The sequence below is a fragment of the uncultured Citricoccus sp. genome, assembly GCF_937871995.1.
Classification (GTDB): Bacteria; Actinomycetota; Actinomycetes; order Actinomycetales; family Micrococcaceae; genus Citricoccus.
The window spans coordinates 1-12,828 of the sequence record NZ_CALMQR010000049.1 but is presented as its reverse complement, the minus strand read 5'-3'; the positions used below and the strand labels follow the sequence as shown (position 1 = coordinate 12,828).

General features: G+C 71.2%; 12 protein-coding genes. 10 read left to right on the top strand and 2 right to left on the bottom strand.

Annotated features, from left to right (window positions below; all coding sequences use genetic code 11):
* The first annotated feature begins 110 nt into the window (after window positions 1–110).
* Complete coding sequence (locus Q0283_RS04415; RefSeq protein ID WP_183529866.1) at window positions 111–947, top strand: formate/nitrite transporter family protein; 837 nt, start codon at window positions 111–113, stop codon at window positions 945–947.
* 66 nt (window positions 948–1,013) lie between these two features.
* Here Q0283_RS04415 and Q0283_RS04410 read toward each other — a convergent pair whose 3' ends face one another.
* Together Q0283_RS04410 and Q0283_RS04405 are read right to left on the bottom strand one after the other, a co-directional pair.
* Window positions 1,014–1,481 carry a hypothetical protein gene (locus Q0283_RS04410; protein ID WP_183529864.1) on the bottom strand — a complete coding sequence of 156 codons (468 nt, stop codon included), beginning with the start codon at window positions 1,479–1,481 and terminating at the stop codon, window positions 1,014–1,016.
* A 101-nt stretch (window positions 1,482–1,582) separates the two neighbouring features.
* Window positions 1,583–2,032, bottom strand: coding sequence for an Lrp/AsnC family transcriptional regulator (locus Q0283_RS04405; protein ID WP_183529862.1), 450 nt, complete (start codon window positions 2,030–2,032; stop codon window positions 1,583–1,585).
* 223 nt (window positions 2,033–2,255) lie between these two features.
* On the opposite strand from Q0283_RS04405, the gene Q0283_RS04400 reads away from it, so the two are divergent.
* The 9 genes from Q0283_RS04400 to Q0283_RS04360 all read left to right on the top strand — a co-directional run.
* Window positions 2,256–3,419 carry a thiamine pyrophosphate-dependent dehydrogenase E1 component subunit alpha gene (locus tag Q0283_RS04400; protein ID WP_183529860.1) on the top strand — a complete coding sequence of 388 codons (1,164 nt, stop codon included), beginning with the start codon at window positions 2,256–2,258 and terminating at the stop codon, window positions 3,417–3,419.
* Window positions 3,420–3,601: 182 nt separating this feature from the next.
* A complete protein-coding gene (locus Q0283_RS04395; RefSeq protein ID WP_255459783.1) occupies window positions 3,602–4,612 on the top strand; it encodes an alpha-ketoacid dehydrogenase subunit beta in 1,011 nt (336 codons plus the stop codon).
* Between the two features lies 1 nt (window position 4,613).
* Window positions 4,614–6,278 carry a dihydrolipoamide acetyltransferase family protein gene (locus Q0283_RS04390; RefSeq protein WP_298043293.1) on the top strand — a complete coding sequence of 555 codons (1,665 nt, stop codon included), beginning with the start codon at window positions 4,614–4,616 and terminating at the stop codon, window positions 6,276–6,278.
* Between the two features lie 506 nt (window positions 6,279–6,784).
* Window positions 6,785–8,332 carry a tannase/feruloyl esterase family alpha/beta hydrolase gene (locus Q0283_RS04385; protein WP_324590497.1) on the top strand — a complete coding sequence of 516 codons (1,548 nt, stop codon included), beginning with the start codon at window positions 6,785–6,787 and terminating at the stop codon, window positions 8,330–8,332.
* 228 nt (window positions 8,333–8,560) lie between these two features.
* Window positions 8,561–9,265 carry a 4-carboxy-4-hydroxy-2-oxoadipate aldolase/oxaloacetate decarboxylase gene (locus Q0283_RS04380; protein WP_298043291.1) on the top strand — a complete coding sequence of 235 codons (705 nt, stop codon included), beginning with the start codon at window positions 8,561–8,563 and terminating at the stop codon, window positions 9,263–9,265.
* On the top strand, window positions 9,255–10,331 hold the full coding sequence (locus Q0283_RS04375) for a 4-oxalomesaconate tautomerase (RefSeq protein ID WP_298043289.1): 1,077 nt from the start codon (window positions 9,255–9,257) through the stop codon (window positions 10,329–10,331). Before Q0283_RS04380 ends, Q0283_RS04375 begins: the two co-directional genes overlap by 11 nt.
* Before the next feature lie 12 nt (window positions 10,332–10,343).
* Entirely contained in the window at window positions 10,344–11,342 is a 999-nt protein-coding gene (locus Q0283_RS04370; protein WP_298043287.1) for a VOC family protein, read from the top strand.
* Window positions 11,342–12,349 carry an amidohydrolase family protein gene (locus Q0283_RS04365; protein WP_298043285.1) on the top strand — a complete coding sequence of 336 codons (1,008 nt, stop codon included), beginning with the start codon at window positions 11,342–11,344 and terminating at the stop codon, window positions 12,347–12,349. Before Q0283_RS04370 ends, Q0283_RS04365 begins: the two co-directional genes overlap by 1 nt.
* A 142-nt stretch (window positions 12,350–12,491) precedes the next feature.
* Window positions 12,492–12,828: hypothetical protein (locus tag Q0283_RS04360; RefSeq protein ID WP_298043283.1), on the top strand; the 337-nt coding region annotated here is incomplete at its 3' end.

Here is a 12,828-nt window from a genome sequence, read left to right as displayed (position 1 = left end):
CCCCGCCGCCGGGGGCGGGGGCTGTGTCATGGTGCCGCGGGTCAGTAGAGTCGCAGGTCAGTAGAGTCGCGACGGGCCGACCATGACCACCGACACGTCTGTGAGGGCGCATGAGCGAGGACAGGCGTAGGGAGCTCGGCGAGAACGAGTTCGCCATCGAGGAGCACCTGCAGGAGGCGTTCGAGAGCACGATGGAGGAGGGCGCCGAGCGCCTGCACCGCACGTTCCGTGCCGTGGTCATCACCGGCCTGTTCGGCGGGATGGAGGTCGGCGTCGGCGTGATGGCCTACCTGGCCGTCCTGCACGAGACGGACAGCCACCTCCTCGCCGGGCTGGCCTTCAGCGTCGGGCTGATCGCCGTGCTGCTGGCACACAGCGAGCTGTTCACCGAGGACTTCCACATCCCGATCATGGCCCTGGTCACCCGCCAGGCCAGCATCTGGAAACTGCTCAGGCTGTGGTCGGTGACCCTGGTGAGCAACCTCGTGGGCGGCTGGGTGTTCATGTGGCTGGTGATGCAGGCCTTCCCCGAGTGGAGGTCCACCATCGCGGAGGCGGCCCACCACTTCGTCGACGCCCCCTTCTCCCTGCAGACCGCCTGCCTCGCCCTGCTCGGCGGCAGCACGATCACCCTGATGACCCGGATGCAGAAGGGCACCACGTCGGATGCGGTCCGGGTGGTCGCGGCGATCGGCGGTGGCTTCCTCCTGGCGGGGCTCCAGCTCTTCCACTCGATCCTGGACTCGATGTTCATCTTCGGCGCCATGCAGTCCGGGGCGGACATCACCGTCCTGCAGTGGCTGGGGTGGTTCGGCTACACCGCGGTGTTCAACATGCTCGGCGGCATCCTCCTCGTGACGGCGCTGCGCATCGTCAGGACGAAGGAACTCGTGGTGCACTACCGGCGCCAGTCGGGACCGGATCCGGACGCTCCCCGCGGCCGGTGACACCGGGGGCGGGCACCAGCGGGGGCCGGCCCGGCCGACGGCAGGAGGGCCCGAGCCGAGACCGGGTCACGGGGCGGCGGGTCCGTGCGTGCTCCCCAGGGACCCGGACATCATCAGCTCCAGGTCGGCGGGTTCCAGGACCGTGGTCATGCCCCACATCATGAGGGCGAAGGCGGCGACGGAGAGGATGAGCCACGCGATCGAGATCCTGGCCAGGAGCCTGAACTCCCGCCGGGTCGCCGCGTGCCGGTCCGAGGACAGCTCGGCCAGGCGCAACCGGGTGCGGTCCGCGGGGCTGAGGTGCACGGCGCCGCCGTGGAGACGGTTGGGGGCGGTGTCCGTGCCACCGTCGTCCAGGACCGCGACGGTCAGGTCGCCGTCGGTGTCCTGACGGAAGTGGTCGATCCGGTCTCCGTGCCGTGCCAGCAGGATGTCCTCGCCCAGCGCCCCGGGAGGGGCGGTGCTGATGGACAGGCGGCCGCGCCGGGGGGCGCGCCGGGCTGCTGACGGGCGAGGGGCTTCGGGCGACTTCATACCCCGAGATTACAGTTGCAAACAGTCTGTTCCGGCGGTGGCCCGGGGTTTTGTCGCCAACTTCACCCGGGTCTGTGATACAGGGGACAGGGTACTGAGGGTCAGCGGGTGTCCATGTCCTCGAAGATCACGAAGGTCGTGGTGTCCAGCACGGCCGGCAGCGGCTGGATGTTGTCGAAGACCACGCGGCGCAGGTCCAGGTTGTCCCGCGCGCGGACCAGCAGCAGGACGTCGAAGTTGCCTCCGACCAGGCTGACGTGGTGCACCTCCGGGATCCGGGACAGTGCCTCCTTCACCTCCCGCCAGCCGTGCTGGCGCAGCTTGAGCGTGACGTAGGCGGAGGAGCGCAGTCCGGCCCGGACGGGGTCCACCACGGCGCTGTAGCGCGTGATGACGCCCTCCTCCTGCAGCCGGTTGATCCGGGCGTAGGCGTGCGCTCGGGAGATGTGGACCTTCTGGGCGAGCGCGGTCACGGACTGGCGGCCGTCCCGCGTCAGCTCGGCCAGGATGCGCTCGTCCACGGAGTCGATCCGGGCTGGCACCTTGTCCATCGTCCCTCCTCGGTCAGCGTGGAGCGTCGGCTCCGTGGACCCCGGGCGGCAGCCCGAAGCATCCACCAGAGTATGCATGTCTGGACAATCTGTCCACGATCAGCCGGGATTGCGGCGACGAAGCATCGACTCCCTCCACACTGGTGGGTACAAAGTGACTACCGCCGTGAGCTGGGGCACAGGCATGTGCCTCCCGCCGGCGGGGAAACGTCCAGGAGGAACGATGAGCGACGACGTCCGCACCGACATCGCCGAGGCTGCCCGCAGCTTCGGCATCACGCCGGAGGACTACATGCTCCCGGCCCGCCACCTGATCCGGATCGTGGACCAGGACGGCACGGTCCTGTCCACCGAGGAGCAGGGCGCCGAGCCGGGCCATGACTATCCGGTCCCCGCCGATGAGGACCTGCTCGAGGCCTACCGTCGCCTCGTGGCCGGCCGGCGCATCAATGACCAGAACTCCGCGCTCGTGCGCCAGGGCCGGATGGCGGTCTACCCCTCCAGCCACGGCCAGGAGGCCTGCCAGGTGGCCGCCGCCGCCTGCCTGGGGGAGGGGGACTGGCTGTTCCCCACCTACCGGGACACCGTGGCCGTGATCTCCCGCGGCGTGGACCCGGTGGAGGCCATGACGATCTTCCGCGGGGACTGGCACGGCGGCTTCGACCCGCGGCAGCACAAGGTCGGCATCCAGTCAACGCCGCTGACCACCCAGCTGCTGCATGCCGTCGGGGTGGCGCACGCCGCGCGGTTGCGCGGGGAGGACACCGTGGTCGTGGCCCTGTGCGGGGATGGCGCCACGAGTGAGGGCGACTTCCACGAGGCGCTGAACTTCGCCGCGGTCTTCCACCTGCCGGTGATCTTCTTCGTGCAGAACAACCAGTACGCCATCTCGGTGCCGCTGGCCCGCCAGACCGTCGCCCCGTCACTGGCCCACAAGGCGGTGGGTTACGGCATGGCCGGCGAGCGGGTGGACGGCAACGACCTCGTGGCCCTGCTGGCCGTGCTCGAACGCGGTGTCCGGCTGGTCCGCGGCGGCGCCGGGCCGCTGCTGGTGGAGGCCCACACCTACCGGATCCAGGCGCACACCAACGCCGACGACGCCACCCGCTACCGCGAGGACGCCGAGGTCCAGGAGTGGCTGGCGAAGGATCCGGTGAAGCGGATGCGCACCTACCTCACCGACCGCGGGCTGCTCACCGAGGAGCTGCAGTCCCGCTACGAGCAGGAGGCCGAGGACATCGCCACCGCCCTGCGCGAGGGCATGAACCGCGAGAGCACCCCGGACCCCCAGGACCTGTTCGCCCACGTCTATTCCGTCCCCACTCCCCAGCTGGCCGAGCAGTCCGCGATGCTGGCCGAGGAACTCTCCCGCGAGGAGGCATCATGAGCACCACCCAGAACACCGACGCCGGCCCCCGGCCCGGCAGCGCCCAGACCGGACCGGACACCGGCGAGATCACGGTCGCCGTGGACGCCGCCCGGGAGTCCACCACCCGGGCCGGTGGCGCCGGCGTCCCGCAGCCCCGGCCGGAGTCCCCGGCCGCCCCGGTCCCGGCCGGGCCGGTCACGATGGCCAAGGCCCTCAACGCGGCCCTGGCCGATGCGCTGTCGGCCGATGCCGGCGTCGTGGTCTTCGGGGAGGACGTGGGCACCCTCGGCGGGGTCTTCCGCATCACCGACGGGCTGGCCGCCCGGTTCGGCGCGGACCGCTGCTTCGACACCCCGCTGGCCGAGTCCGGGATCGCCGGGATGAGCGTGGGGATGGCGATCAACGGGATGCGCCCGGTCATCGAGATGCAGTTCGACGCCTTCGCCTACCCGGCGTTCGAACAGATCGCCTCGCACATCGCCAAGATGTCCAACCGCACCCGCGGGGCCCTGCCCATGCCGATCGTCATCCGCATCCCGTACGCCGGGGGCATCGGCGGCGTGGAGCACCACTGCGACTCCTCCGAGGCGTACTACGCGCACACCCCGGGGCTGAAGGTCGTCACCCCGGCCACCGTGACCGACGCCTACCTGCTGCTGCGCGCGGCCATCGACTCCGATGACCCGATCGTCTTCATGGAGCCCAAGAAGCTGTACTTCTCCAAGGACCGGGTGGACCTGGACGCGCTGCGCGAGCAGTACGAGTCCGGGGCCGCGGACGTCGCCGGTCCGCGGGCGGCCGTGGAGTCCGGCGGGGCCGCCGTCGCGCGCACCGGTACCGACGCCACGCTGATCGCCTACGGTCCCTCCGTGCCCACCGCCCTGGCCGCGGCCGCCGCGGCGGCGGAGGAGGGGCGCTCGCTCGAGGTGGTGGACGTGCGCACGATCGTGCCGTTCGACGACGCCACCGTGTCCGAGTCCGTCCGCAGGACCGGACGGGCGATCGTGATCTCCGAGGAGTCCGGCTTCGCGTCCGTGGCCTCCGAGATCGCCGCCCGGGTCCAGGAGCGCTGCTTCCACTCACTGGCCGCACCCGTCCTGCGGGTGACCGGCTTCGACATCCCCTACCCGGCGCCGAAGCTGGAGCACCACTTCCTGCCCGGGGTGGACCGCATCCTCGACGCCGTCGACGACCTGCAATGGGAGGACTGAGATGACTGTCCGCACGTTCCTGCTCCCGGACCTGGGAGAGGGCCTGACCGAGGCCGACATCATCCGCTGGCTCGTCTCCGCCGGGGACCGGGTGGCCGTGGACCAGCCGATCGTCGAGGTGGAGACGGCCAAGTCGCTCGTGGAGGTGCCCAGCCCCTTCGGCGGCATCGTCACCACGCTGCACGCCGAGGCCGGCACCACGCTGGACGTGGGCAGACCCCTGGTGTCCGTGGAGGACGGGACCGGGCCGGGCGCTCCTGCCACCGGTCCCGGATCCGCCGGATCGGCGGCCGCCCCGACTGACGCCGACTGGGCCGGGACCGTCCCCGTGGAGGGAGCCCAGTCCTACACCGAGGAGGAGCGGGCCGGTGCGCACCCGGAGGCGGCGGCCGAGGCCGGCGTGGTCGCCGCGGATGAGGGCGGCCCCGATGCCGAGGACGATGGCGGCTCCGGCAACGTGCTGATCGGGTACGGCACCCCCGGGGGTGCGGCCAGGGGCCGGACCCGGCGCCGGAAGGGAACGGGCGGCGGGCCGGCGACCGCCACCGCCGGACGCGCGACCCAGGGCCCGGCCGGCGCGAGGGAGGACGGGCCGTCCACGCACGCCGTGTTCGCCCAGGCCGCAGAACAGGCCCCTGCCGGTGAGCGAGGGGCAAGTGCACCGGTTGCCCCGGCAGGGCGCCACGACGACGGCCAGCGCCACGCCCCGCGCGTGGTCAACCCGCTGGTGCGGAAGCTGGCCCGCGACCATGCGGTGGACCTGTCCGCCGTGCGCGGTTCGGGCCCCGGTGGACTGGTGATGCGCGCGGACGTGATGGCCGCCGTCGGGACCGCCCCGGCGAGCGAGGGCGTTCCCGCCGCACCGCCGACCGGTGAGGCCGCGATGACGGCGTCCGCCGGACCGGAGGTGCCGGTCGGTGCCGCGGCCCCGGCCGCCGAGCTGGACGCACGCACGGGACTGGGCGTGTCCGGCGTCGAGAAGGTGTCCGGGGTGCGCAAGGCGACCGCGGCGGCGATGTCCCGCTCGCGCCGGGAGATCCCCGAGGCGACCGTGTGGGTGGACGTGGACGTCACCCCGCTGATGGACCTGCGCGCCGCGATGAAGGCGCACGGGGACGAGCAGGTCCCCGGCGTGCTGGCGTTCGCCTCCCGGTTCGCGCTCGCGGGTCTGGCCAAGTACCCGGCGCTGGCCCGGCGGTTCGAGGAGGACGGCGAGGGCGGGCACCGGATCGTGTCCTTCGACGGGATCAACCTCGGCGTCGCGGTGCAGTCCGACCGCGGGCTCGTGGTGCCCTCCATCCGCGGCGCCCACCGCATGAGCGCACGGCAGTTGCAGGCCGAGCTGCGCCGGGTGACCGAACTGGCCCGCTCCGGCAGGGGCACGCCGCAGGAACTGTCCGGCGGGACGTTCACCATCAACAACTACGGCATCTTCGGCACGGACGGTTCCGCGGCGATCATCAATTATCCCGAGGTCGCGATCCTCGGGATGGGGCGGATCATCGACCGGCCGTGGGTCGTGGACGGCCAGCTGGCCGTGCGCAAGGTGATGCAGCTGTCCCTGGTGTTCGACCACCGCGTCTGCGACGGGGGAGAGGCCGGCGGCTTCCTCCGGTTCGTGGCCGACTGCTTCGAGAACCCGGTGGGGCTGCTGGCGGACATGTGACCGGCGGGGGCACTGCCGCTGCCGAGTCTCTGACGACCACTCCGTGTGGTGCCAAGGGTGCCCGTCCTCTCGTGGGACGGGCACCCTTGCTGTTCGCCGTGGGTGGTGCCCAGTGCGGGGGCGGCGCGGCGTGTGGTGGTCATGGTGGACTCGGTTTTCGCAGCTCAATCGTTGTTGTTCGCAACAATTAATCTTAGGATCCAGTTCACGGGCCGCGATCCGCCGGCCCCGTGAACAGGGCCTTCCAGGCGATCGGGGTGATCGCGGGCCCGGCGGGCACGGAGGGTGATATGCATTACTTCAGGCGACCATCGCAGCGATCGACGACGCTCCCGCCCGACGGGTCCGGTGCGGGTACCCGGCGGGCCCTCCGGGCCGCCCTTGGCGTCCTGGCCGCGACCGGGTTGCTCCTCGGCTCCGCCGTGGTGCCGGCCGCGGGTGCGGGGATTCCCGGCCAGCAGGAGCGGCCGTCGGTCGCGAGCTCACCCTAGCGGTCGGCCCCTCCGCTGACCAGGCCGACGTGTGAGGCGCTTGCGGAGTTCGACTTCGCCTCCACGCAGATCACCTCGGCGGAGATCGTCCAGCCCGGTGTACTCACCCACCGGGGGGAGCGCATCGGCAAGCACTGCCTCGTCACCGGGCGGATGAACGAGCGGGTCAGCGAGGTCGACGGTGAGACCTACGCGATCGGCTTCGAGATGCGCCTGCCCATGCACTGGAGCGGCCGGTTCCTCTACCAGGGCAACGGCGGCCTGGACGGGTCCGTGGCGACGGCGTACGGCCGCGCCGGCGGCAGCGACAGCGGCCTGCAGATGGGCATGGCGGTCCTCAGTTCCGACGCCGGCCACACCGGCGCGCAGAACCCGACCTTCGGCCTCGACCCGCAGGCGAGGCTGGACTACGGCTACCAGGCCGTCGGCACGCTGACCCCCATGGCCAAGGCGCTCGTGACCGAGGCCTACGGCACTGCGCCGCACCACTCCTACGTCGCCGGATCGTCCAACGGCGGCCGGCACACCATGGTCGCCGCCTCCCGGTACACGGACGAGTACGACGGCTTCCTGGCTGTGGCCCCGGGCTTCAACCTGCCCCAGGCCGCCGTCGCCCAGCTCTGGGGTGCTCAGCGGTGGAACACGGTCGCCACCTCCGAGGACCTGTCCTCGGCGTTGACGGTCGCCGAGCGGCAGGTGGTGGCCGAGGCCATCCTCGCCCAGTGTGACGGCCTGGACGGCCTCGACGACGGCCTGGTCCAGTCCAGCGACGACTGCCAGGAGTCCTTCTCGGTCGCCGAGCACGTGCCCACCTGTGAGACCGACTGTGACGGCACGTGCTTGAGCGCGGAGCAGAAGGCCGTCGTGACCGAGGTCTTCGCCGGGGCCACCACCAGCGGGGGAGAGGACATCTACTCCTCCTTCCCCTACGACCCGGGGTTGGTGCAGACCGGCTGGGCCGACTGGAAGTTCACCTCCCCGATCTCCCGGGACTCCGTGGCGGTGGGGTACATCTTCTCCACCCTGCCCTACGCCCCCGCCCTGAACGCGCTGCGGGACTTCGTCCTGGACCTGGACATCGATGACGCCAACGAGCGGATCCACGCCACCGAGGGGGCCTATGCGGAGAGCGCCATGGAGTTCATGACGCCGACCGACCTGGACTTCGAGGACCTGCAGCAGAGCGGCGGGAAGATGATGGTCCTCCACGGCGCCTCGGACGGGGTGTTCTCGATGGAGGACACCACGGCCTGGTACCGGGGCCTGGACGAGCATCACGGCGGGGACGCCTCGGACTTCGTCCAGTACTTCCAGGTGCCCGGCATGGGCCATACCCAGGGCGGGCCGGCCACCGACCGGCACGACTCGCTGGCGGCCCTGGTCGACTGGGTGGAGGAAGGTGATCGACCGGACCGCCTGGAGGCCTGGGTGAACCCGGCGAACACCCAGTTGCCGGCGGACTGGTCCACGGACCGCTCCCGGCCGTTGTGCGCCTACCCGGCCGTGGCGACCTACGCCGCCGGGGACTCCGAGTCCGCGGACAGCTTCGACTGCCAGGGGTAGCCGGATCGTGCCGGCCGAGGATGGGGGACCTTGTGGGGGGCGGGAGGATGCGTTGGTGCCTCCCCGCCCTCCGGGTGCCCCGTCGTCTGAATATTGTTTGAAAGATTGTTGACAATGTGGTCCGGCGCATGACCTAATGGGTCTGGGCGCCGTGCCGCCGCTCCAGCGGAAAGAGGCCGGCCAGCAGGCCGAATGGTGCTCTAGACCAGTCGACACACAGGGGGAGACATGGGTGGCGTCGTCGTCACGGACATCTCGCGCGCGGAGGGGGCAGTGGTCGACGCCCTGGCCCGGCACGGGGTGGCCACCGTCCATGAGGCGATGGGCCGCACCGGCCTGGCGGGGCCGTCGCTGCGGCCGATCCAGCAGGGCGTGCGCATCGCGGGAACCGCCGTGACCGTCGTCGGCCAGCCCGGTGACAACCTCATGATCCACGCGGCCGTCGAGCAGGTGCGGCCCGGTGACGTCCTGGTGGTCACCACCACCTCGCCCTCGGTCGACGGTGCCTTCGGTGACCTCTTCGCCACGGCGCTCAAGGCCCGCGGCGTGCGCGGCCTCGTCACCACGACCGGCGTCCGGGACACCCAGGACCTGCGGGACATGGACTTCCCCGTCTGGGCCGCAGCGGTGTTCTCGCAGGGCACCGTCAAGGCCACGGGAGGGTCGGTGAACGTGCCGGTCATCGTCGAGGGGGTGCGGGTCGAGCCCGGCGATGTCGTCATCGCGGACGACGACGGCGTCGTCGTGGTCCCGCAGGACCGCGCCGCCGAGGCCCTCACCGCCGCCGAGGCGCGTGCGGCCAAGGAGGAGGCCGACCGTGCGGCCTACGCCGCCGGCACCGAACTGAGCCTGGACCGCAAGGGACTGCGTTCCCTCCTATCCGAGCTCGGCGTCGAGTACACCACGCAGGCCGAGTACCGCCGTGGCCGGTGATCCCGTCCTCGACGGCGTCCCGTGCATGCTGATCCGCGGCGGCACCAGCAAGGGCGCCTTCTTCCTCGCCGAGGACCTGCCGGACGACCCGCGTGAGCGTGATGCACTGCTGCTGCGGATCATGGGCACCCCGGACCCCCGCCAGGTCGACGGGATCGGCGGGGCGCACCCGCTGACGAGCAAGGCCGCGATCGTCTCCCGCTCGGAGATGGCCGGCATCGACGTCGACTACCTGTTCCTCCAGCTGGGCGTGGACGAGGCGGTCGTCGGCACCACGCAGACCTGCGGGAACCTGCTGGCCGGCGTCGGCCCGTTCGCGGTCGAACGAGGCCTCGTCGACGCCGAGGCGTCCACGACCTCGCTCCGGGTCCGCATGCTCAACACGGACGATGTCGCGACCGCGACGTTCGCGACCCCGGACGGCCGGGTCGACTACGACGGCGACGTGGGCATCGACGGCGTGCCCGGCACCGCCGGCGGGATCCGCCTGGACGTCGGGGCGGGGCCGGAGCGCTCGCTCCTGCCCACCGGCAACGTCACCGACACGATCGACGGCCACGAGGTCACCCTGGTCTCCAACGGCATGCCGGTCGTGCTGCTCCGCGCCTCGGAGTTCGGTGTCACCGGCGAGGAGAGTCCCGAGGACCTCGAGTCCCGTCCCGAGCTGGCCGAGACCCTCGAGGGCATCCGCCGGCAGGCGGGACCGCTCATGGGGCTGGGGGACGTGACCGAGCAGACCGTCCCGAAGATGTTCCTGCTCTCCGCCCCCCGCGCCGGCGGGGCCATCTCCACCCGGGCCTTCATCCCGCACCGGGTCCATGCGGCCATCGGCGTGCTGATGGCCGCGTCCGTGGCCGCCGGAGTCCGCCTGCCCGGTGCCGTCGGTGCCGAGCTGGCCGAAATTCCCGACGACGGCCCGGACCTCATCGAGCACCCCTCCGGCGTGTTCCCCGCGCAGGTCAGCGTGATCCGGGACGACGAGGGGACGTGGCGCGCCACCAGCACCTCCGTCCGGACTGCCCGCAAGATCTTCGACGGCCGGGTCTTCCCCCGGCCCCGCCTCTGAAAGGACCCCACCATGGCACATCCCGAGAACTTCGACCTGGCCCACATGGGCGCCGTCGAGCTCTTCACCCCGAAATTCGAGGAGAGCCTCCACTTCTTCCGCGACCTTCTGGCGATGCGCGAGGTCGAGCGCATCGGTGACTCGGCCTACCTGCGCTGCTGGGACGAATACCAGCGGTACTCTCTCAAGCTGACGGCCTCGGACACCAACGGCGTGGGACGCACGCTCTACCGTACGACCAGCGAGGACGCCCTGCAGCGGCGCGTGGCCGCGATCGAGAAGGCCGGACTGGGCCACGGCTGGCGCGACCCGGAGGTGGGCGTGGGCCCCTCCTACGAGTTCGAGGACCCCGACGGGCACCTGATGGCCCTGTACTACGCGACCGAGCACTACGTGCCGGACGACGAGGACCGCCCGGCGCTGAAGAACCAGGCCGCCGCCTACCCCGGCCGTGGCATCAACGTCCGCCGTCTGGACCACATCAACTACCTCGCCAGCGACGTCACCGCCTGCGGGGAGTTCTGGAGTGACGTGATGATGTCCCGCGAGTCCGAGCGCGTGGCACTGGACGACGGCGGCTACGGGGCCCGGTGGTTCCGCTTCCACCAGAAGTCCTATGACGTCGTGTACTCCGCCGACTGGACCGGTGAGCGGGGCCGCTTCCACCACTTCGCCTTCGCCCCGGACAGCCGCGAGGACATCCTCAAGGCAGCGGACATCTGCCTCGAGAACGGCATCTACATCGAGTACGGACCCTACAAGCACGCCATCAACCAGACCTTCTTCCTCTACGTGTGGGAACCGGGCGGCAACCGCATCGAGTTCGCCAACGCCCAGGCCCGCCTCATCCTGGACCCCGACTGGCCGGTCGTGGAGTGGTCCGAGGCCGAACGCGCCAAGGGCCAGGCCTGGGGCATGAAGACCGTGGCCACCTTCCACACCCACGGAACACCCTTCGTGGCGAACCAGGAGGAGATCGACCGCGCCGCCCTGGAAGGACGGGCCCACTGATGATCATCGACGTCCACGGGCACTACACCACGGCGCCCGCACCGCTGCAGCACTGGCGTGACCAGCAGGTCGCCGCGCTGTCCGGGGGTCCGGAACCGGACCCGGCGGGACCGGTGATCTCCGATGACGAGATCCGCGAGACCATCGAGAAGAACCAGCTGCGGCTCATGGACGAGCGCGGTATCGACCTCACCGTCTTCTCCCCGCGCGCGTCCTTCATGGCCCATCACGTGGGGGACGTCGAGACCTCCCGGGCGTGGGCGCGCATCTGCAACGACCTGTGCGCCCGGGTGGCACGGCTCTTCCCCGGTCGCTTCGCGCCCGCGGCCATGCTCCCGCAGTCTCCCGGAGTGCCCACGGAGACGGTCCTGGACGAGATGACCCGAGCCGTCGAGGACCTCGGCGCCGTGGCGGTCAACCTCAACCCGGACCCCTCCGGTGGGCACTGGACCTCACCGCCGTTGACCGACGAGTACTGGTTCCCCGTCTACGAGCGGATGATCGAGCTGGACGTGCCGGCGATGGTGCACGTCTCCACGTCCGTGAACCCCGCCTTCCACACCACCGGCGCGCACTACCTCAACGCCGACACCACGGCGGTCATGCAGCTGATCCAGGGCGACTTGTTCTCCCGGTTCCCCGGGCTGCGCCTGGTGATCCCGCACGGCGGCGGCGCCGTGCCGTTCCACTGGGGGCGGTTCCGTGGGCTGGCGATGGCGTTGGGCAAGCCGGAGCTCTCGGAGCACCTGCTGGGGAACGTCTACTTCGACACGTGCGTGTACCACCAGGCCGGCATCGACCTGCTGCTGGAGGTGGTGCCCGCCGAGAACGTGCTGTTCGCCTCGGAGACGGTCGGGGCCGTGCGGGACATCGATCCGTGCACCGGGCACTACTTCGACGACACGCGACGCTACGTCGAGGCCGCGGGCCTGGACGCGCAGACCCTGGCGCGGATCCAGGAGGGCAACGCCCGCAGGGTGTATCCGCGCCTGGCGCGGTGGGTGTGACCCTACCTGTCATGTTCACCCCCCTGGGGTGATGCCCGGGCGGGCCCGGGGGGCGTTGGATGGTCTCGACCATCCCGTGGCCGGGGGTCCCCGCCTCCCCGCGGGCCGGCCTGCGGCCGGGTGCCAGCCCGAAGGAGCCGACATGACGACACCAGCACCCCGCCTGCTCAGCGACGACCTCGTCAAGGTACTGCAATTGGCGCGGGAGTCCGACAGCGTCGAGCTGAAGCTGACCGTGCCCGAGCGGTCGTACCGTTCCGCGGCCGCCGCCCTCGGTGTGGACCCGCTCGACGCGCAGATCCGCCAGGTCTTCTTCTTCGACACCCCGGATCTGCGCCTCGACGCCGCCGGGGTGGTCGTGCGGGCCCGTCGGGTCCGGGACCGCGACGACTCGGTGGTCAAGCTCCGGCCGGTCGTCCCGTCTGCCCTGAGCGCCGAACTGCGCGCGTCGCCCAACCTGGTCGTCGAGGTCGATGCGA

What these genes read in the sequence shown, in the direction of transcription:
- Q0283_RS04415 (WP_183529866.1), top strand. Translation starts at nt 111, where the DNA reads ATGAGCGAGGACAGGCGTAGGGAGCTCGGCGAGAACGAGTTCGCCATC.
- Q0283_RS04410 (WP_183529864.1), bottom strand. Translation starts at nt 1,481, where the DNA reads ATGAAGTCGCCCGAAGCCCCTCGCCCGTCAGCAGCCCGGCGCGCCCCC.
- Q0283_RS04405 (WP_183529862.1), bottom strand. Translation starts at nt 2,032, where the DNA reads ATGGACAAGGTGCCAGCCCGGATCGACTCCGTGGACGAGCGCATCCTG.
- Q0283_RS04400 (WP_183529860.1), top strand. Translation starts at nt 2,256, where the DNA reads ATGAGCGACGACGTCCGCACCGACATCGCCGAGGCTGCCCGCAGCTTC.
- Q0283_RS04395 (WP_255459783.1), top strand. Translation starts at nt 3,602, where the DNA reads ATGGCCAAGGCCCTCAACGCGGCCCTGGCCGATGCGCTGTCGGCCGAT.
- Q0283_RS04390 (WP_298043293.1), top strand. Translation starts at nt 4,614, where the DNA reads ATGACTGTCCGCACGTTCCTGCTCCCGGACCTGGGAGAGGGCCTGACC.
- Q0283_RS04380 (WP_298043291.1), top strand. Translation starts at nt 8,561, where the DNA reads ATGGGTGGCGTCGTCGTCACGGACATCTCGCGCGCGGAGGGGGCAGTG.
- Q0283_RS04370 (WP_298043287.1), top strand. Translation starts at nt 10,344, where the DNA reads ATGGCACATCCCGAGAACTTCGACCTGGCCCACATGGGCGCCGTCGAG.
- Q0283_RS04365 (WP_298043285.1), top strand. Translation starts at nt 11,342, where the DNA reads ATGATCATCGACGTCCACGGGCACTACACCACGGCGCCCGCACCGCTG.